Source organism: Acinetobacter sp. AG3, from assembly GCF_022343575.1.
GTDB lineage: Bacteria > Pseudomonadota > Gammaproteobacteria > Pseudomonadales > Moraxellaceae > Acinetobacter > Acinetobacter guillouiae.
The window spans coordinates 2,625,034-2,643,963 of record NZ_JAKQZD010000001.1 but is presented as its reverse complement, the minus strand read 5'-3'; the positions used below and the strand labels follow the sequence as shown (position 1 = coordinate 2,643,963).

Annotated in this window: 20 protein-coding genes and 2 pseudogenes; 15 read left to right on the top strand and 7 right to left on the bottom strand. The window is 31.2% G+C overall.

All coding sequences use genetic code 11. The features are described from left to right. Positions 1–3 precede the first annotated feature (3 nt). Entirely contained in the window at positions 4–603 is a 600-nt protein-coding gene (locus L3V46_RS12330) for a TetR/AcrR family transcriptional regulator (RefSeq protein ID WP_239045819.1), read from the top strand. A gap of 200 nt (positions 604–803) precedes the next feature. On the opposite strand, the pseudogene L3V46_RS12325 reads toward L3V46_RS12330, so the two are convergent. Beyond that, positions 804–1,118, bottom strand: a pseudogene (locus L3V46_RS12325) (transposase); the annotation flags it as partial. Between the two features lie 419 nt (positions 1,119–1,537). Here L3V46_RS12325 and L3V46_RS12320 point away from each other — a divergent pair. Continuing rightward, a pseudogene (locus L3V46_RS12320) lies at positions 1,538–2,547 on the top strand (site-specific integrase); the annotation flags it as partial. 928 nt (positions 2,548–3,475) lie between these two features. On the opposite strand, the gene L3V46_RS12315 reads toward L3V46_RS12320, so the two are convergent. Beyond that, a complete protein-coding gene (locus tag L3V46_RS12315; RefSeq protein ID WP_239046773.1) occupies positions 3,476–3,715 on the bottom strand; it encodes a DNA-binding protein in 240 nt (79 codons plus the stop codon). 65 nt (positions 3,716–3,780) lie between these two features. On the opposite strand from L3V46_RS12315, the gene L3V46_RS12310 reads away from it, so the two are divergent. Next, a protein-coding gene (locus tag L3V46_RS12310) for an IS3 family transposase (protein ID WP_239045818.1) occupies positions 3,781–4,859 on the top strand; the annotation gives its coding sequence in 2 pieces (ribosomal slippage) (positions 3,781–4,033 and positions 4,033–4,859; 1,080 coding nt in all). 158 nt (positions 4,860–5,017) lie between these two features. Then, positions 5,018–5,278: a hypothetical protein gene (locus tag L3V46_RS12305; RefSeq protein ID WP_056512397.1), complete on the top strand. Its 261-nt coding sequence runs from the start codon at positions 5,018–5,020 to the stop codon at positions 5,276–5,278. A 329-nt stretch (positions 5,279–5,607) separates the two neighbouring features. Here L3V46_RS12305 and L3V46_RS12300 read toward each other — a convergent pair whose 3' ends face one another. Continuing rightward, the gene (locus tag L3V46_RS12300) at positions 5,608–6,075 is read right to left on the bottom strand and encodes a BLUF domain-containing protein (protein WP_004820747.1); all 468 of its coding nucleotides are present in this window, start codon (positions 6,073–6,075) and stop codon (positions 5,608–5,610) included. A 39-nt stretch (positions 6,076–6,114) separates the two neighbouring features. After that, on the bottom strand, positions 6,115–6,564 hold the full coding sequence (locus L3V46_RS12295) for a BLUF domain-containing protein (protein ID WP_004820748.1): 450 nt from the start codon (positions 6,562–6,564) through the stop codon (positions 6,115–6,117). A 566-nt stretch (positions 6,565–7,130) separates the two neighbouring features. On the opposite strand from L3V46_RS12295, the gene L3V46_RS12290 reads away from it, so the two are divergent. The 6 genes from L3V46_RS12290 to L3V46_RS12265 all read left to right on the top strand — a co-directional run bounded on the left by L3V46_RS12290 (position 7,131) and on the right by L3V46_RS12265 (position 11,180). Further along, positions 7,131–7,475 (top strand): hypothetical protein, encoded by a 345-nt coding sequence (locus L3V46_RS12290; protein WP_004820751.1) that lies wholly within the window; start codon positions 7,131–7,133, stop codon positions 7,473–7,475. Positions 7,476–7,663: 188 nt separating this feature from the next. Next, complete coding sequence (locus tag L3V46_RS12285) at positions 7,664–7,822, top strand: DUF1328 domain-containing protein (protein WP_239045817.1); 159 nt, start codon at positions 7,664–7,666, stop codon at positions 7,820–7,822. Positions 7,823–7,924: 102 nt separating this feature from the next. After that, positions 7,925–8,194 carry a hypothetical protein gene (locus L3V46_RS12280; RefSeq protein ID WP_004721225.1) on the top strand — a complete coding sequence of 90 codons (270 nt, stop codon included), beginning with the start codon at positions 7,925–7,927 and terminating at the stop codon, positions 8,192–8,194. Between the two features lie 23 nt (positions 8,195–8,217). Continuing rightward, positions 8,218–8,418 carry a hypothetical protein gene (locus L3V46_RS12275; RefSeq protein ID WP_004820756.1) on the top strand — a complete coding sequence of 67 codons (201 nt, stop codon included), beginning with the start codon at positions 8,218–8,220 and terminating at the stop codon, positions 8,416–8,418. A 585-nt stretch (positions 8,419–9,003) separates the two neighbouring features. Next, the gene (locus tag L3V46_RS12270; protein WP_239045816.1) at positions 9,004–9,615 is read left to right on the top strand and encodes an NAD(P)-dependent oxidoreductase; all 612 of its coding nucleotides are present in this window, start codon (positions 9,004–9,006) and stop codon (positions 9,613–9,615) included. A gap of 1,307 nt (positions 9,616–10,922) precedes the next feature. Then, complete coding sequence (locus L3V46_RS12265; protein ID WP_004820762.1) at positions 10,923–11,180, top strand: hypothetical protein; 258 nt, start codon at positions 10,923–10,925, stop codon at positions 11,178–11,180. A 123-nt stretch (positions 11,181–11,303) separates the two neighbouring features. Here the strand turns inward: L3V46_RS12265 and L3V46_RS12260 are convergent, their stop codons facing one another. Both L3V46_RS12260 and L3V46_RS12255 read right to left on the bottom strand, forming a co-directional pair. Then, positions 11,304–12,182 (bottom strand): ATP-grasp fold amidoligase family protein, encoded by an 879-nt coding sequence (locus tag L3V46_RS12260; RefSeq protein WP_239045815.1) that lies wholly within the window; start codon positions 12,180–12,182, stop codon positions 11,304–11,306. A 1,522-nt stretch (positions 12,183–13,704) separates the two neighbouring features. Beyond that, positions 13,705–14,406, bottom strand: a complete 702-nt coding sequence (locus L3V46_RS12255) for an IS1-like element ISPa14 family transposase (RefSeq protein ID WP_001223318.1) — start codon at positions 14,404–14,406, stop codon at positions 13,705–13,707. A 308-nt stretch (positions 14,407–14,714) separates the two neighbouring features. Here L3V46_RS12255 and L3V46_RS12250 point away from each other — a divergent pair, with 308 nt between their 5' ends. The 3 genes from L3V46_RS12250 to L3V46_RS12240 all read left to right on the top strand — a co-directional run bounded on the left by L3V46_RS12250 (position 14,715) and on the right by L3V46_RS12240 (position 16,023). Continuing rightward, positions 14,715–14,975 carry a hypothetical protein gene (locus L3V46_RS12250; RefSeq protein WP_239045814.1) on the top strand — a complete coding sequence of 87 codons (261 nt, stop codon included), beginning with the start codon at positions 14,715–14,717 and terminating at the stop codon, positions 14,973–14,975. 355 nt (positions 14,976–15,330) lie between these two features. Next, complete coding sequence (locus tag L3V46_RS12245) at positions 15,331–15,534, top strand: hypothetical protein (RefSeq protein WP_035371157.1); 204 nt, start codon at positions 15,331–15,333, stop codon at positions 15,532–15,534. Positions 15,535–15,645: 111 nt separating this feature from the next. Continuing rightward, complete coding sequence (locus L3V46_RS12240; RefSeq protein ID WP_228128943.1) at positions 15,646–16,023, top strand: hypothetical protein; 378 nt, start codon at positions 15,646–15,648, stop codon at positions 16,021–16,023. 235 nt (positions 16,024–16,258) lie between these two features. Here L3V46_RS12240 and L3V46_RS12235 read toward each other — a convergent pair whose 3' ends face one another. Continuing rightward, entirely contained in the window at positions 16,259–16,810 is a 552-nt protein-coding gene (locus L3V46_RS12235; protein ID WP_239045813.1) for a DUF2799 domain-containing protein, read from the bottom strand. A 1,129-nt stretch (positions 16,811–17,939) separates the two neighbouring features. Here L3V46_RS12235 and L3V46_RS12230 point away from each other — a divergent pair. Next, positions 17,940–18,296: a hypothetical protein gene (locus L3V46_RS12230; protein WP_004721210.1), complete on the top strand. Its 357-nt coding sequence runs from the start codon at positions 17,940–17,942 to the stop codon at positions 18,294–18,296. A 262-nt stretch (positions 18,297–18,558) separates the two neighbouring features. Then, positions 18,559–18,738 carry a ribbon-helix-helix protein, CopG family gene (locus L3V46_RS12225; protein ID WP_004721206.1) on the top strand — a complete coding sequence of 60 codons (180 nt, stop codon included), beginning with the start codon at positions 18,559–18,561 and terminating at the stop codon, positions 18,736–18,738. Positions 18,739–18,930 lie beyond the last annotated feature (192 nt).

The window sequence follows — 18,930 nt, the reverse complement described above, 5'->3', positions numbered from 1 at the left end:
GTTATGCCTTTATCAAGAGATGAAAAACAGACTCAAACACGACAACATTTAATTGATGCAGCGTTTACTTTAATTTCTGAACAAGGTTATAACGCCGTATCGATCCGACACATCGCAAAATTTGCGGGTTATAGCCAAGGTGCGTTCTACTCGAATTTTGAGAGTAAGGAACAACTTTTATTAGAACTGATGCGAATTCAGTTTGCTCAAGAAAACCAACAATTACAGCACTTATTAGCCGAGTCATCCGAGTCAAAACTGCAACTCACAGCAACGTTACGAAACTGGCTAGCCACATTTTTTAGTCATGACCAATGGTTAAAAGTATCCATAGAGTTACAACTCTATGCTACACGTGATCAAGATTTTGCAGCGCAGTATCAACAACTTTGGCATCAGCACTATAGAGAAGTAAGCATAATTTTAGAAAAACTGGCGCCTATCCATACAATCTCACAAGTAGGTCAATTAGAAAGGATTGTCTTAGAGCTAATGTCTTTGAGCTATGGACTAGCCTTGCAGTATTTAATGTTCAAAGATGATGTCAATAAATACATTGATATCTTTATGGAAACTTTAATTAGACGGCTAGAGATTGATTAAAAAAATCAAATAACATGCATTATTTAATGTTTGCTAAGCGCTAGTAGTCTTTTAAAAATGAGCGCTATAAACTAATCCTAGATGGCATCTGTACATCAATGCCATTTAGTACTTATGTAATTCAACATTAAAATAACATATTGATTAATAAAATATATTATCATGCCAATCTCAACTTTATTTTATAATTTACGCGAATCTCAACTTACAATAAGTTTTTCAAGCTGTATTGGCGAGTGCCCCAAGCTTTTATTTAAAACAACAGCTATCGTATGCGATAAAATTTTACGTGTTACACGATGTGATAAATGCCATAGATCTTTTGCTCTAACGCTTTAAATGTGGAACCGATCTGTCAATTGACCAATCACAGTTTCAATCTTTCGTCGAGCTTTCATCAACAATCCCATGGCTTCTTTAGAACGATGATCTTTCATGTTCTTCCTAAGTGGTGTCTGTAAATCAATACCTAGTTGCTTGGAATACTGTTTTAACTCTGGTCTTAAATATCCTTTATACACACCATAGCCTTTATATTTCTTGAAAGGTACACCAATTTGTAAAACGTGTTTAATGTAGAAGTAAAGCCAGTCTTTCATTTTATTTCTTTCCAACTATCAACAAAATCAGTCTGAAAATTTTCGAAAAAAAGAGAAAGATTTGTATTTAAAGGAATAGTTTTTTGTAACAAAAATAATGGGCGAAACAAGGGCGCCAATTAGATATAAGTAATTGAATTACATGAAGTGTACTTACGTTGACATCGTAGAGGTCTCCAGTTCGAGTCTGGATATACCTACCAAGATTTTTAAAGACTTATAAGCGATTCAAAAGCTTATAGGTCTTTTTTTTGCCTATTTGTCGCATTTAATAGTTGGCAGAGTTGGAATTATTGGTAAAAAATGGCAATATTTCAATGCCATTTGCGACAAAAATGAAGCTCCCAACGCCAAGAAAACGTGGTGAAACGTATACTATTACGGTTTCATATGAAAATAAAAGATACTACTGCACAAGAGACACTGTGAAAGAATGTGAGCAATGGGCAGCATTAAAATTATTAGAATTAAATTCTCAATCTAGAATTGAGTCTGGCGAAGTGAAACCAAAGTTTCTATTTCGGGACCTCAATACAAAATATTATAAAGATGTTGGCCAGCACAATAAATCAAATAGTTCACGGGCTTGGATTGCAGGTCAATATAAGAATTTTGAAAATAAATTTGGAGCTTTGGCCCAAAAATCAATATATGACATAACTCCTAAAGATTTGACAGCTTGGCGAAATAAGCAAATGAAGGAGGTTGATGAAAATACAATTCTTAAAGAAATCTCACATTACAGTACAATATTTTCTTACGCTCAAAAGGAATTATTTCTTCTGGAAGAAAACCCTTGGTTTTTGATTAGTAAACCATCTAAGCCAGCCGCACGAAATCGCAAAATACATCCATCCGAAATTGACTTAATTCTAAATGTTATGGAATACGAAAGGGGTTGTGAGCCAGTATATCCACATCATTACGTTGCTTGGGGTTTCTTATTTGCGATAGAAACAGCAATGAGACGTGGGAAAATTCTGGCAATGAATAAGATAGACATAAAACTGGGTTATGTTCATCTGCCAGCTACTAAAAATGGTGAAGCTAGAAATGTTCCGCTTTCTGAAGAAGCTAGGGCATTGCTGGATCTGATTAAGCATGATGGTCATCGTGTCATTCCCCAGTCAGAGAATGCATTTCGTTTAATGTGGGAAAACGCAAGGCAGAAGTAGGGTTGAATAATCTTCATTTCCATGATACACGTCATGAAGCCATTACTCGCATGGTTCGTATTAGAAAGTTGCCAGTGCAAGTACTTGCAAAAATTACTGGCCATAAGAAAATTGATGTCTTGGTGAATACTTATTACAACCCGGATGCAAAAGATTTGGTTGATGCATTTAAATCTGTAGAAAGATTGTGTTATAATTTTTACTCACATAACTTTATGAAAATAAATTACTTAGCAAGGTGTGGTATGAGTACTATTGATGAGAAAATTGAAGTAATTGAAAAAAAGAAATGTCCGTTATGTAAAAATGACGTTGATATTCTTGAAGATAGCCATATTTTACCTAAGCAGCTTTATAAGTTTTTGCATCAAAAAAAAATGAATATGATTCAACATGATAAAAAAACAGATAAGTTGATTATTAGTAATAAACAATGGAAAGAATATCTATTGTGCGGTAAGTGTGAGGATTTATTTCAGGTAAAAGAACGTGATTTTAACCTTTTTCTAAGAAAAATTGATCAGCTTGACAGTAGAGAAATTAATAAATTAAGTTGTCGATATAGTGATTCTAGTAATGACTTTAAAGTAAATTTATCGGGTGGCTTATTAGAAAAAGTCGATTTAGATACAGTCAAATACTTCGTTTTGAGTATTATGATTCGTCAGCATTATCTATCACCAGTTGATTTTAGTGATGATCTAATTCTCCGGATTGAGAACTATTTAAAGAACCCTGATCAAAAGTTTCCAGTTGATATGGTAATTTTCTTCCATTCGGGTAATCATGAGTTTCCTGCATTTTCTGCTCCAGTAATTTTAGACAAAATAGATAATAAACATATTTCTTTTTTATGTATCAATATGTTTGTACATATCACTTTTACAGATAAAGTAAAACAAACTTTTGAAACCATCAGTTGTTTACCTGAAGATTTCTATAATCCTCATTCTCAAAACTTACCATTTAACCAAATGATAACGGATGTACGTAAGCTTTTTAAAGAAACAGAGCAAACTCCTAAAGTTAAAAAATTTTTCGAGAGCTTGTAGTTAAAGTATATAAACTAGTTTAATGCCCGCTTAAAGCGGGCATTTTTCAATTGATGCATTTAGGTCCATGTCGTCGAGTTTGCTTTTTAAGTAGAGCATCGGCCACTTCGGGATCGTACATATGCTTGCGGTTGGTGCCTTGATTAATTACAGCAAGCTTATTGCGTATGGTTTCGTCAGAGAAGCCATATTTAGTTACTAGATCTGACACTGATACCAGTTTTCGCTTTTCAAGCTTTAGTGCGGTTACAGTGCCGCCAAATAACTTTTGACCAAGTATGGTAATCCCCCCCTAAAAATAATTGAAGTTAAAAGTAGAAAATCGAATAATCTTGTTGAAGGAGATTTTCTATGAAAACATCTAAATATTCAGACAGCCTAATCATGAGTATTTTGAAGCAAGCCGAATCAGGAACCCCTGTTCCTAATCTGTGTCGTGAACATGGCATGAGTTCCGCTACATTTTATAAATGGAAAGCGAAATATGGCGGTATGGATATTTCCATGATGACGCGACTTAAAGAATTAGAAGCTGAAAATGCTCGTCTGAAGCGTATGTATGCTGACGAACGCCTTAAAGCAGATATTCTTCAGGATGCACTGTCAAAAAAGTTATAAGGTCAACACAACGTAAAGCTCTTGCTCAGCGAGCCGTTGAGCAATTTAAGATCTCAGTAAGTAAGGCCTGTCTCATATTCCAAGTCAGTCAAACCTGCTATCGATATACAGCTCAATTAGACGAGCAAAATAAGATCATCGCAGAATGGCTGCTTAAGCTCACCAATGAGAATAAGACTTGGGGCTTCCAGCTTTGCTTTTTGTACCTACGTAATGTCAAAGGCTATCTATGGAACCACAAACGTGTTTATCGAATTTATAAGGAGCTTGAGCTTAACCTACGAATTAAACCAAACAAACGCATTAAGCGAATAAAGCCTGAATCACTCGCAGTGCCATCAACACCGAATGAATCGTGGTCAATGGACTTTATGCATGACCAACTCAGTGATGGTCGCAGTTACCGAATTCACAATGTTATTGATGACTATAACCGTGAGTCACTAGATATATTGGTTGATTTTTCTTTGCCAGCTCAACGAGTACTCAGGGGACTAGATCAATTAATCGCATGGCGAGGTAAGCCAAAGCGTATACGTAGTGATAATGGGCCAGAGTACATTAGTGATTTAATGCAGGCCTGGTGTACTCAACATGAAATTGAACATGTATTTACCCAACCTGGTAATCCACAGCAGAATGCTTATGTAGAACGCTTCAATCGGACAGTTCGATATGAATGTTTGAATCAATATTTATTTCGAGAACTTGAAGATGTCCAAGACTATACAACTGCATGGCAACACTTTTATAATCATGAACGACCACATATGTCAGTTGATGGTAAACCACCTAAATTTAAACAACTATAAGGACTTTGGTTTTCTACTCATTAAATCAATTAAAAATGGGGGTATTACTGAAACATTTACATTTAATCATTAAATTACATTTTTAAAAAAATCATAATAAAAAAAGAAATAAAAATGAGTTATAGTCTAAATGATTTTAAATTGCAGGAATCACACTATTGAGTATTCATGAAATAGTACTTCAAGATGATAAATTTCATTTACATAAACTTGTCAAAGTTAAAGATAGTATTTATGATCCAGTCAAAAAAGATGAATCTACTTTGTGGTTTTGGATTTACTCAGACACATCTGAATTTTTTTACTTTGAATTATGGGATGAACTTGATCATGCAAGAATAAACGAAAATATTAATTATAAAAATTGTAACTTTAAAGTAGTTAGTATTAATAATAACAATAAAATGAATTACTCATAAAACTTAATTATATTAAAGATAAATAATTTTCATAATAATTTAAAACATGTGCCTAATGTAAAAAACGATTTAATTTTATCTATTTAGGGATGGTAACAATACATCTCTATAGGTATAGGAAATTAAAAGTGAAAACTTAACAAGCGGCCATCAAGAGATTAATCCATTCATTAATTAGTCTCGGTTTGTAATGGCGCTGGGAAGCTTGTCGCTTTTTTAAATTAGTGAAAGCATCTATATCTGGTGAATCAGAGCAACTGGGTGCGAGTCAATCGGTCAAACTCTAAAATTCTTTAAAAGAGAGGGTCCATAACCCTCTCATTTGATATTTAAAGAAAAGAGGAGATTCCTCGCTGATTTAAACCGACCTTTTTACGCACTCGAGTTTGCTTTTCTTTCAAAAGCTCATTTAATAAGCTATTTAAATGAGCATTATTGAGGGCAGCTGGCGTAAATGAGTCATAGCCAAGCTGATTAAAAAATAAATCAACTTTTGAGCACTTTTGCACGTATTTCATTGACCAGTTTTTAAAACTAATTTTGTCAATATCCATGATTTCAAATTCAATAATGCTATTATGCCTAGCGTCATTTTTTATACTTTGAAATAACGCTTGAACTATAGACTTTTCACCTTCAAGACATTGAAAAAAATGATTATTGGCATAGTATAGAACACCAAAAATTTTATTTTTCCCATTAAAATCACGCGCAGTATTTAAGATAGCATTTAAATCTTCAATAAGGTCATTGGCTAATTCATTTCGAGTACTCGCATAGCACAATCGAATTAGCATACATCTTTCCTCAAGTTGCGTAGATTTGTATAAAAAACCTTATTCATTGATATCAAAATTATATGGCTCAATAGCGTATTCCCCAGCTAAAAGGTCGATAAAAGAAGGGATCGTCTCACTAGAAAGAAGAAATGGATTGAAATCATCACGATGATTTTCTAGGAAAAAGTCACCAAGTCTTTTATTGACAGGGGCAAATTTCATATTCCAATGCTTAAACAAACCTATGTCACATTTTTCGTAATATAAAATTTCACAGTTTTGATGACGTTGATCTTTTAAAATTTGATTATAGAACAGATCATCAACCTTACTTTTATGCCCTTCAAGACATTGAACAAAATATCCATGTCCATAGTAAAGAACACCTGTGATTTCATTGCGAGAGTTGAAATCAACAGCTGTGTTAAGAATTTCTATCAAATCATTCTTAAGATCTGGATGAGTACTCGTAGCTTTACTTGCATATAAAACTCTTACAAATTCCATTAGAAGGCTTCCACGATAAATAATTACTTCGAACTAGTGCTAACGCTTTAATTTTATTAATAAGCTTTATGTATTCACATAGAAAGATTAGTAACGATGACTACAATACATTGATAATTAATCAAAAGCTAACAAATCGTACCAATGGGTCGAAACAGGAAATGTAAAGTTTTTTAACACTGTTTGAGTGTTTTGTTACTTTATAAAATAAATTTAGCCTATTGTTAAAATTAAATATTTGAAAATAATAGATTTAATAAATATATTTTTAATTTCGTGTGGTTAAAAAACGTACAAATGTACGAAATTTCTCACAATCATGTAAGCCATGGATTATATCGCTAAATTTCATATTATTTATACTGCCTAGATACACCACAAGTGCTCATCATTATTATAAATCTGAATATTAATTTAAGGTGATTGTCGCTAACGCTTAAATTAAAATAATTCATTATAAAAATGATGTGTTGAATAAAAAGTGTTGTGTATTGGGGGAGTCTTCCCCCTTAGTTGGACAACTAAGGGGGGAGCATTTTTATAAATATGAAATGAGAGAGGATGAAATGCAAATTTTAAAAAATATTGTTATTTTTATTGTCTCTGTTTTAAGTATTTCATTGCTTATTATTATTTTTGATCAATTGGGGATGAATAAAAAACTCAACTTGTTTTTATCAGCTTTACTGTATGGGGTATTCATCACAATTTATTTGCAAAAGGTATTCCTAAGTCTATCTTACTTCTTAGGATTCTATAGCCTTTTATTCATGATAAGTTATTCTGTTGAAGTCATCGTCATGCTTTTTATTTCTTGCACTGTTTTAATGATTATAAAAATGATTATGCCGAAATTAAAGGATACACGTGTCGATCGATTTTTTATTTTTAATAAATTATATAAAAAGTAAGTTTTAATGATTACTTTTTATTTTTTTATTCAAAGTTGATCTTAATTGGTGGATTTAAGTGTTAATGTTATTTTGAGTTGTAAATATTATAAACTAGAACATTTTAATCACATAAAATAACACTTGGATTAAAATATTAATTTATAGTGTTATTTTAAATCAGAATATATTTTAGGGAGTAATATAGTATGTTTCGTTGGGCGATTATCTTTGCTGTAATAGCACTTATAGCGAGTCTTTTAGGATTTGGTGGTGTAGCAGGTCTTTCAAAAGATTTTGCAGTTATTCTATTGGTTGTCGCTGTTATTCTTACAGTGATTGGTTTTATTTCTCGTGGAAGGGTATAGTCACTATAAATCATCTAACGATAGAATTTAGTCATTCTATCGTTAGATATAATTACTTTGAAAGTACTTAAATCATTTAAATAAATTTGAACTGAGCACATTATGAAAAATATTAACTATGATTTTGTTTTAGAACAAATTTATAATTTTTTACTTTTAAGACCTGACTTTAATAGTAAAACAAATTTTGAGAAGATCGCTGAATATTTCAGAGCTTTAAATGAGGGCACAGATGATGAGTTCAATTTTGAGAAACCAAACAAAATCTCGGGTAAATTTGGCAGTAAAAAAAATATAGTAATAGTCAACGCACCTGAAATAAATAATAAAAATAAATTTTTGGAATGGGTTGATCGGCAAATAAATCTATAAGTTTTTTGATTAAGGGTATCTATATGCATCATAGACATAAGCGAAAAAAAGCAGCATTGATTTCAGAATGGTCAACTGATCAAGACTGCTATTTGATTGAAAATAGTTCATTACCTATTGAAATATTAAAAGATTCTTTATCATTCTCTGAAGAAGAAATACTTGAGAGAAAGATGCAGCTAGGATTAGTTCGCCAGCAACGACAAATGATGAGAAGCAGTTGAATCAAATATTCTAAGCTTCCCAATTCATTTTTATAATTTTAGCCTTAATTTAATCGGTCTAAAGTGATTAAGAGTCACCTCATAAAATAACTTAACTAATCAAAACTACATCCTGAATATAAGATGCTACACTCATGGTAGTTTTTAAAGATGCAAAAATTTAGGGCTGCGTGTTTAGCTCCCCGAAGTGAATAATCATAACGTTTTTCTGTTTCTTGACCACCTTTAATGGGGGAAGCTAAGGCAACTCAGCCATCTTAATAGGTATATTTTAAAATAAGGCATAAACTTTATTCAAGTGAAACCCAGTTACTAAAATCATTATACTTAAAATAAATACCTATACATGAGAGCTATTAAAAAGTGACAATGTTTACATGATTTTGACAGAAAATAAACTTAACTAATGATTTATAATAAAACTATTTAGGTGATAATGGATTATTAATCTTAATCTATAAATTGTTAATTATTTCATGTGTAAATTATTTATAAAATTTTAAACATTATAAGTTTTATATTTAATGGTTTATAAAGCTATTTGATTAAGATTTTTGAATTATCTTAAATAAGTGAGGAACGATTATGAAGATTGCTTTAATTGGTGCAACAGGTATGGCGGGTTCACGTATTTTAGAAGAGCTTGTTTCACGTGGTCATTACGTTAAAGCCATCGCACGTAATACACATAAAGTACCAGATACAGAGCGTGTCTTATCCGTAGATGTGGACTTAAATGATCATGAAGCGCTTGTAGAAGCACTAAAAGGGCAAGATGTTGTGATAAGTGCTGTTCCTTTTCATGGCTTAGACGCGAATGCATTGATTAACACAATTTGGGATTCTAAAGTTAAGCGTTATTTGGTTGTTGGTGGTGCTGGTGGACTGACTATTCCCAACAAAAATGTACGCTTATTGGATACAGATGACTTTCCTGCTGCGTATAAACCTGAAGCAGAAGCTGCTGTAAATTTCCTTGAAAAACTTAAACAAGTCGATGATATTGAATGGACTTTTATATCACCTTCGGCAGAGTTTGGTCCAGGAAAACGTACAGGAGAATTTCGTTTAGGCAAAGATGAACTTATAATTGGTAAAGACGGCAGTAAAATTTCAGCTGAAGATTTTGCAATAGCATTATCTGATGAAATTGAAAATAACAACCATATTAATCAACGTTTTACTGTTGGATACTAAGAAGAAGTGTATAAGAGCCCTCATTTGAGGGTTTTTTTCTATAAAAATTAAATTGACGATTTTAGCATTTCCTAAACTTATTTGTACTTATAAGTATTTTATTTTAAATATTTTGGTCATTGCTGTATGTCATTTTATTTATCTATATTGAATAAATATAACTATATAGTTTAAATGAATTAAGGATTGCAAATTTTAAAGATTGTGTTTAAAAGTTGAATGGACAATACATGTAATATTTTTATGATGATAAAACAGTTAATTATGGTTAATAAGGTGTCTGAAAAGTCATTGTGGATTACATTAGTGGTCATAATTGATATAAATAAGACCAAAATTAAAATATAGAACTTGCTATTGATATATGGATTTGTCATGAAAAGCTCTTTTTTGAATTGTTATACTATAACACTTTTATGGATAGACTTATATGCTGGAAATGTTATGAAACAAAAAGTATTCATTTAAAAAACTTTAAAAAACTTTAAAAAATGTCTATCAGTTTCTTAATTTAATCAGTAATTTTTATTTAAGTGTCTATTGGTTATAAGAATTTTAAGATATTGTTATAATCGTCTCTAAATGAGTCTTGTATGAAAATAGATGAACGCATGATGATAAATGATTTATTGTCATTGGTTTTAAAATCACTATTCTGAGTTTTCTAAATATTAATTCATTTAAATCAATAACATTTTTGATTTTGTTGTCATTTGAAGATAAAATATTTTCATGTTTATTCATCAAACTTAGATTAGGTTGTACTTAAATTAGGTCATACATGGACTGGCTCGCACTTAGATTAAGGCTAAGTAAAATAATATGAACAGTTGCAACCATTGTAGATATGACTTTTAGTTTTATACTTTAGACATCTGAATAAGTCCTTTTTAAAACCATAGATCAACATAAAATCCTCCTCATCCTAGCTTTCTCCCAAAGCGAGAAGGAACTTTCAATATCAATCTGATTCACTCAACATGATCACTTTTTTGATTTATGAAAGATCTTTTTTAAGAACTACATGGGTATAAATATACTAGGAAATATAAGAATAGAAGGGGGAAATAACTTAAAATTGTTTTTTTATTGGCATTAAATCTCAAAATAGTAGAAATTTCAAAAGAATAGTAGTTGATTTTCAACCTAAGATTGAATTAGTATATCTATAAAATACGATATAGTGAATCGTAACTTAAGCACCAACGTCTGGATAACTGGTCTTTCTGATAAGTTAAAGAGTATTTGATTGGGGAGATACGAGATTCTTTATCTGGTTATGACTAGTGATTTAGGAAAGAGGGGATATGCACAAATTTTCAAAAATTGAGCTGGTAACAAATCATTTAACTAAAACACTAGAGGATTATCTAAAATTAAAAATGAGTTGTGATGGCGTATATACACATACTACAAAAAAAGAAGATGAAAATTATAAAATTGAAGTCGTTATTGATCCACCAAGTGATGTTTTAGAAACCTTTAAGAATATAGCACATGACATCAAAGATTATTTAGATACTATTGATTATAAAGGAAAATTTGAGTTTAAATTTATTGTGTAGCGATACAAAGACTACATGCAATAAGTCATAGTTTATTAAACTAAACTTCGTGTGTGTTTTACTCATTTTTTATGATTTATATACCCACAAGTCCAGCTCTTTGTGGGTATTTTTTACATTATTTTAAAATAAATGCCAATAACTACCAAGTTTCATATCCCACTCTTTGGGCTCAATGACCATTCTTCCAGCATTAGGTGTTAGGGTTATTTCACTGAAATAGATATTATTTTTTGATATCAAAAAATCTATTCGGCTATAACCATATTTCAGGCAGAGCGTTTGTGATAACTCAATTAAAATACCTAGCCGAGCTGGTTTCTTTAAATATGCAGGGCTATTGCTTTTTAAATCAACTGTAAATGGTTGGAGTGTCCACGATGTATCGTAAATATTTGAATATTCATTTTTGAGACTATCTTGTACATCGACTTCGATAAATTTGGGTTGACCTTCAAAGCAATGGACTCTACATGTGGTAATGGTTAATTTAGTTTCTTGGTCAATCAATAATTCAACATATTGCTCAGCTAAAATTGATGGCTTAATATTTTTGTAATGCCATTCTCTTTTCCTGAAATACATATTTTGCTTTAAATGATGCGTTAATTTGTTTTGCGCATTTCTTTGATCAAATTGACACTTATCATTGCAGACGATTGCGCTGCCGCTATCATGATTGCATTTCAAAACAAATCTATCGGGCAGTCGATTAAAGTCAATTTCATTGAAAGATTGGTATACACCGATCAATGGAACTAGATGAGAGGAACAAATTTTATTGCTGATCACTTCTCTTACAGCCAATTTATCAGCCAATAAGGTATGTAATGGATCTCTTTCAAAAATCATTCTTGCTGTAACTTTTTCATTAAAACTTTTGGGTTGATCAAAATTGGGAATATAACCAAGTTTATTAATAAAACGTTTGGTTAAATATTGCTTATCTGAGACAAAATATGCTCTTATAACTTTTGCAAAATAGGTGAGATTGTCAATCATTTGTCAAAACCCAATTAATGATCGTATAAGTATAAATAACCAAAGCTTAAAAAAATTTTAAAAAGCGAATGACTTTATGTATGAGTATTATAGTAATAGGCTTATTCCTCTAAAAATTTCATATTTACTTTCACTTACGGAGCGGTTGGAAAATTTATCGGGCTACGTTTTTGAATTATAAATTATTATATTTAATCAATATGTTGAATCCAGTTTTTATATGTGTGATATGACATATTTGAATCAAGCGCGTGGTTATTGTAATCCATGAAAATTTAAGCTTTAGATCGCTTAGACCGATAATCCTTAAGCGATTTGCTAAGTATTTAAGCAGCCTGTTACATAAAATTTACGATACATATATCAAGCTTTACCAAAAGGTAAAATATTTTCTTGAATCTTAATATGAATTGTGTAAAATTTAACCAGTGAAGAAGGTTGTGCTTTTCACTTTGACTTGGTATTTAAGTCTTTAATAAACCCACCTACTTTTTAGGTGGGTTTATTAATTTTAGCCTAATCAATAAATGATAAGTATCTGGCTTCTATCTAAAAGCATAAAACGATTTGAAAAATGAATATTAGTATCGATGGAAAGCTGAATAGTTAAGCTTTATTGAAAGAATATTGAGGATTTAATGTGATTTTAAGCACACTTTTAATAAATATGAATGAATTCATATTTGGAATAGCTACTGTAAACGGATGTTCTGCTTTCTAACTTGACATCATTGGAGTTCAAATAATGCGCTATTTGATCCAATGATGTGGCCTATTATTGTTTTGCTTAAAATTTATACGAAGGTATGGGTTGTTTATTTATAGATTTGATGTAAATTCAGAACAACATCTTTAAAATTAATTCTTATGAATATTTGTATAGGCGGTCCCTGGCATGGAAGTAAGTTGCTAGGAAATGATAATAAAAAGTCTTTTAAAGTAAAAGGCAAATTACCCAATTCAACAACAAACTATTTTAAAAGAAAGATTCAGTTTAAAAACGTATTTTATATTTTTTGGGTATCTGATGAACTGATGTTATTAGATGAGAATGAAATTATTAAAAATTTTTTACTTAAAAAATTAAATATTATTGTTTAAATAAACTTCATATAAATGAAAGATGCTAAGGCGTCTTTTTTTATATTTTTTAATTTTGCCTTGCTGCATTTGGGTTACAGTGAAATGGTGATCATTTTGGATTATCCATGAATTTTTCATTTTGATTATTTGATAAAATATTTTAATAAATGGTAAAAAATATATTTTAAGTTGCTTAAATTGTTTGATATTTTACATAATTTATTGTATAAAAAAGAAACAACAATAAAATGAGGGTGAAATCATGATAGACAAATCAATAAACATCGTTTTTTTCTTTTCCGTATTTATTGCCTTAACTTTACTGGTACACCTGTTGGGAAATGTGCCAACTGGCGTATGGTTTCCAAAATAAAACTGCTCAATGGAAAAGCTCATCTTGAGATGGGCTTTTGGTGGTGTTTCAAAAAGTATGCTGACATTAAATGAAGCCATTATTGATGTAAAAAAAGGTTAAGTCGAAAGCTTTAAAATGGTTTTCAATCTTTTTTGAAAAATTACAACTCCTTCTAAAACCGCGCCTAATTCGATGCCTTATTTTGCAATTATTACCTTCAATACCTACAGTAAAAAATTTACCAATACTTTGCTTGCAGTTTTTAAAAGCAGTTATGAAACTGTCCCAATGATCACTTGCAATTCGGGTGTAGTGAATACCTAATTGTTTAAGCTTTGTCTTCAATCGTTGAACTGTAGCTAAGTCTCTTTTACCCCAAACATAAGCAACAATCTCACCTGTTTCTCGATGGTAGGCGTAAATAAGCCATTGTTTATTATTTTTATTTCCCACAAAAGTCCAAAACTCATCAACTTCAAGAGACTCATAATGACTTTGTTTAGGCTGAATTTGGTAGGTCGATTCGGTTAAAGTACGTAAAACTTTACCGATACTGATTCGCTCAACTTCAGCGATATCTCGTATACCACTACCTCTGACCATCAACTGTAATATTTTTCGAGTAATGCCTGAATTACATCCTAGATAGCTCAGAGCATGGTCACCAATAAACTGACGTTTACAGTCTTTGCACTGATAGTTTTGTTTCCCATCTACTTTGATGCCATTTTTCTTTATACTGTCACTGAGGCAGGTTGGACATTTGATTTCTAGAGTTATTCGCATTTCTCTATTTTATCAAAATTCAACCTGCTTTGTTTCAGCATACTTTTTGAAACACCACCGGGCTTTTTACTTTATGGAGGGATAGATTTTGATCCAGTTATTAAAATGTATGTTTGGCTTTCATCGTGTGATTGATACGCATTATTGTAAAGACGGAGAGTTGGCGGTGTGTCATCATTGTCTAAAAGTTGTTAAAAAATAATCATGTAAATGAAATGACATGGAATACATGATATTTCAATTTTTATACTCAATTCAAAGTTAAGCTGTTCATAATATTTTTTTACTTTGCGAGTGTGAGTTTTTAAATGTCAATACCTAAAATGAATGAGACTAAAACAGATTCCAATCAAGCGCCATATTTTTCAATTGAGCAGCTTAAAAGATTTTTGAAAACACAAATTAGATTAAAAGCCGATGAAGGAGAGTTATTTGTAAGTGAATATATCACTACAGATTTCGCACAACATGACATCGTTAATCTGGGTGAAGAATTTAAGAAAGCGGGCTACAAGGTGAGTATCAAAAATGCAGGTAAAGAAAAAATATTTTCTGTTTTTTGGAATTAAAACACTGTAAGTTTTAATGTCTCCTGAAGGAAATAACCACAACTTTATTCCATCACCTAAACGATCCAAATTTTACTTTTTGCTAGGGTTTAATTTTTCAATCAAGACAGTCCCAACGATGAAAATCATTTCAATAGTCTGTCTCGTTTTATTGTGGGTTGAAGCATATGTCGAAAATAAGATACATATCAACAAGATCAATCTAAGACTCTGCACTTGCAGAATTAAGTCACTGAATAGATGTCAGCTATTGGCCGCGTAGTGGCAATATGGCATAGTTCTGCTATTGTGTGATGTAGTCGATAGCCCCTGAATTCACTGTGGAATTCTTATGCGAGGCTTATGGAAGAACAAAGTGAATAATTTAGAAAATCAAGATTTAGAACAGCAATCTCAACCAGAGCAAAAAGATTCTAGCGTAATGAATGATATCGTGAATTCGATCAATCCTTTGGATGCCGTTGATCTGATCTTGGAAACAGGTCGGTTGATTGTGAATACGAGTAAAGATATTGTTTCTGATATTGCTGACAACATTGATATTGATATAAGTCTTTAAAATTAATTCGCAAATGTACCCATCAAAAGTTGGGGTTTTAATTTATGTGATTGAACTTTTTTGCAGATGACACTTAAATCAATGATGAAAAAAATTCTCTTGGCATTTCTTATGTTGAATTCGAAATTTAGCTTTGCTGATCCAATAAAACCAACTTTTCTTGAAGAAAAATTAGATATTGAAAAGTTTAAAAAAGAGCTAGATGATAAACATACATCTAAAATAAAAAAGTCGCTTTTTCTTGTAAAAAGAGAGCCGAAATTGGACCAGCCTAGATATAAAGCAGTTATGCTAAGAGTCGCTAAGGATAGGCAGGATAATTCTTTTAAATATATGAAAATGATCAATTATGTAGACTGTGATAAAAATAGAACTTATACATTTTTGTCATTTTATGATGAAAATGGCATTACACATGGTATTGGTTCATCTAATGACGATCTTGCAGGAGATAGTCCCTTAAGAAAACAAGTCTGTATCATTGAATGATGGTGAATAGTTGAAAAAGTATGCTTATTTTATGATTTAAAATTGACACATTTCACGTTATTTAGTAAAACTGTGATTGTTAATTCATTATAGTGAATAAACATACAATAATCCTTAATCAGCGCAAAATTAAGGGGAAGCCTCACAGTGATGTGAGGCTTTTTTATCCCAACAACTTATTCCAAAGCAGTGTTCGAAATCGCTCGTGAGTCGTTGTTTGTGACTTTGTTTAAAACTAATAGAGATCATGCTCAGCTTTAAAGCGTTCCAGATTCCGAAGTGCGTCTTGATAACGTGAGCGTACTTGACTGCTATTGCTACGAAGATCAGATAATTTCTTTTTATAGTCGTCGCGATCTTTGGCAGATAGATCTTTGCTGTCTAATTTTCCAAGATAGTAATCTAGATTGTTTTGTGAAGTATTAAATTCTGAATTCGCATGATAAAAGTTACTGGCCACTTGATAATAATGACGTAAGGATTCACGTTTCTCTGCAGGGCAAACTCTAAAATTACCGCGACCTTCTAAAGCTTCATAAAAGATATTTTCAGGTTGACAGTAAGCCCCTATACCTTTTAGGTAACCCATTTCATAAAGATTTTGACTAGGAATAATATTGGCTTTTTTACAAGAGGAATAGTATTTATCTATGTGGGATTTATTTCCAGCAGCGCCATCTTTTTCACCAACGTTAAACCAATTTGCAGTTTTACATTGTTCAACACTCATTGCAGCACAACCGGAAAGTAAAACCGTAAAAGTAGATAAAATTACTATAAGTTTCATAAAAAATTCTTCCAAACGATTTTTGACTTACTTTAAAAAAATGATTTTATCATGACAAGATCAATAATTTCCTGATCATTAATACGGTTTCACATGAAAAGTGCATCTAAAATTTGAGATAAAAAAGTGTTTTTATCATGTTTCTGCAGCTATTGCCGATATCGTATTTTAACTTTGGCGTATCTTCAGCTTGTGCATAATGTTTGTATTGCAGCTGATAGATATAAACCGAAGGATCCATCTTCAAAAGAACAGAACTGCTAAATTCTTAACTTCATTTAATTTAAAAATAACGGATGGGCAGTTAAATTTAATAGATTGATAATTTATTCAGATTTTTTCTAAAAATAGGATTTTTCATCTAACGCTATAAAAATAAAGTGGATTAAAGCAAGACTACAAATCCAAAACATAGACAATCATTGAGCTCAGTGCAGTGACGATTACACAGAAATTTATAGTTACTTATTTAATTTCATAAAACTTATATACTATGATTTTATAGTTAAATTTACATTGATCTTTAAAGTGGCTTAATTCTAATGTTTGGGAAGATCGTTTTTGCTGTATCGGTAGTCTTATCCATAGTTTTTTTTGTTCTCGGTTTAGCGGAAGCTATTGTTGAGTTTATCGTTATTGGATGCCTTGGTTTTATCGCATCGGGCTTGGTTTTTAAACAAATGAAAATATCATTCAAGCAGAGTGACGACTAATTTTGTGGTTTTAACCAAAAGTACTTTTGGCTATTTTTTATTGTCAAAAAATGCTATGCAATCATGGTGTTGAATTTAAAAATTAATCAGATATTTTTTAACCGTAATTATTTTTACAGATTTCTTACTTACTTTTGCCAGTGAAAAACAGAACAAACAAAAATTATAAAAGTCGCTAAAAAAGAAAGATCTAATTTTCTATAGGAATGTAAGCACTGAGCTAAAAAGTAAAAAAGGTTGATAGAGCCCTCATTGGAGGGCTTTTTTGTGTCAAGGTGCTGAAAAATATTAAAAAAAATCACATATTATTATAATAATATAATATTTTATTATCATTTTATGATATTTTTATGTTGTTATATAGCGTTATAAATCTATATAAATCATCTTATATTGAATAAAAGGGGTAAAAAATAATGGCTAAAATTGACTTAAATCCATTGGCTGAAATTGATGGCTTCACAGCAGCAGCACTTGTCGACTATACAAGCGGATTATCACTTGCCGCTCAAGGAACGGGGATCGATTTAGAGCTTGCTGCTGCTGGAAATACGGAAGTTTTAAGAGCAAAAATTAAAACAGCAAAAGCACTAGATTTGAAAGATACGATTGATGATGTTTTGATCACACTCGGGAAGCAGTACCATTTATTACGTCCACTTGAAAAGAATAGCGATTTATTTTTATATCTGGTATTGGATCGCCAAAAATCGAACTTAGCGATGGCAAGACATGAGCTTCGAATTTTTGAAAAAGAGTTAGATTTTTCTTAAAAGCAGCAATTGGCTATTATATTGGATACGATGTAATAGCCATTTTAAATCATCAATACTAAGAAAATAGAATGCATATTTAGCATATAAATACAGCCCGAATATAGACTGTATAAAGATGTTAAAACTTGAGTGAAATAGTCGACTTAAGTCTATGAATGTAAAGTTATAAATATGAATACCATAAAATAAAAAAATATCATTGAAAATCTCATAAATGTTATTAGAATTCTATTTCTAAATAAATTAAGAGATTGGGGATATGGAAAATAAAACAGCAAGATTAACTATTTTGATAGACCCGAACAAAAAGGAAGCTTTTGAAGAATTGTGCAACCGTCAGGATCTAAAGCCTTCACAAGTGGTTCGCCAACTGATTCGTGAGTATTTAGAAAAGCATGGTGTCGATTACGCGACTAAACCGACTTTACCGAAAAAGTAATATTTAAATTATCAATTTTATCAAGAAATAGGACTGTGCTTTTTAGGGGGAAAAGCGGGTCTTATTTATATTGAATCAGAGAAAACTGAGTAAGATTGATCAAAAATGTTGTATTAATTATTGATGATTTTGATATTTATAAATTTTTAATATATTTGATTCTGTAAAGCTGATCAATTTGAGCTTGATGAT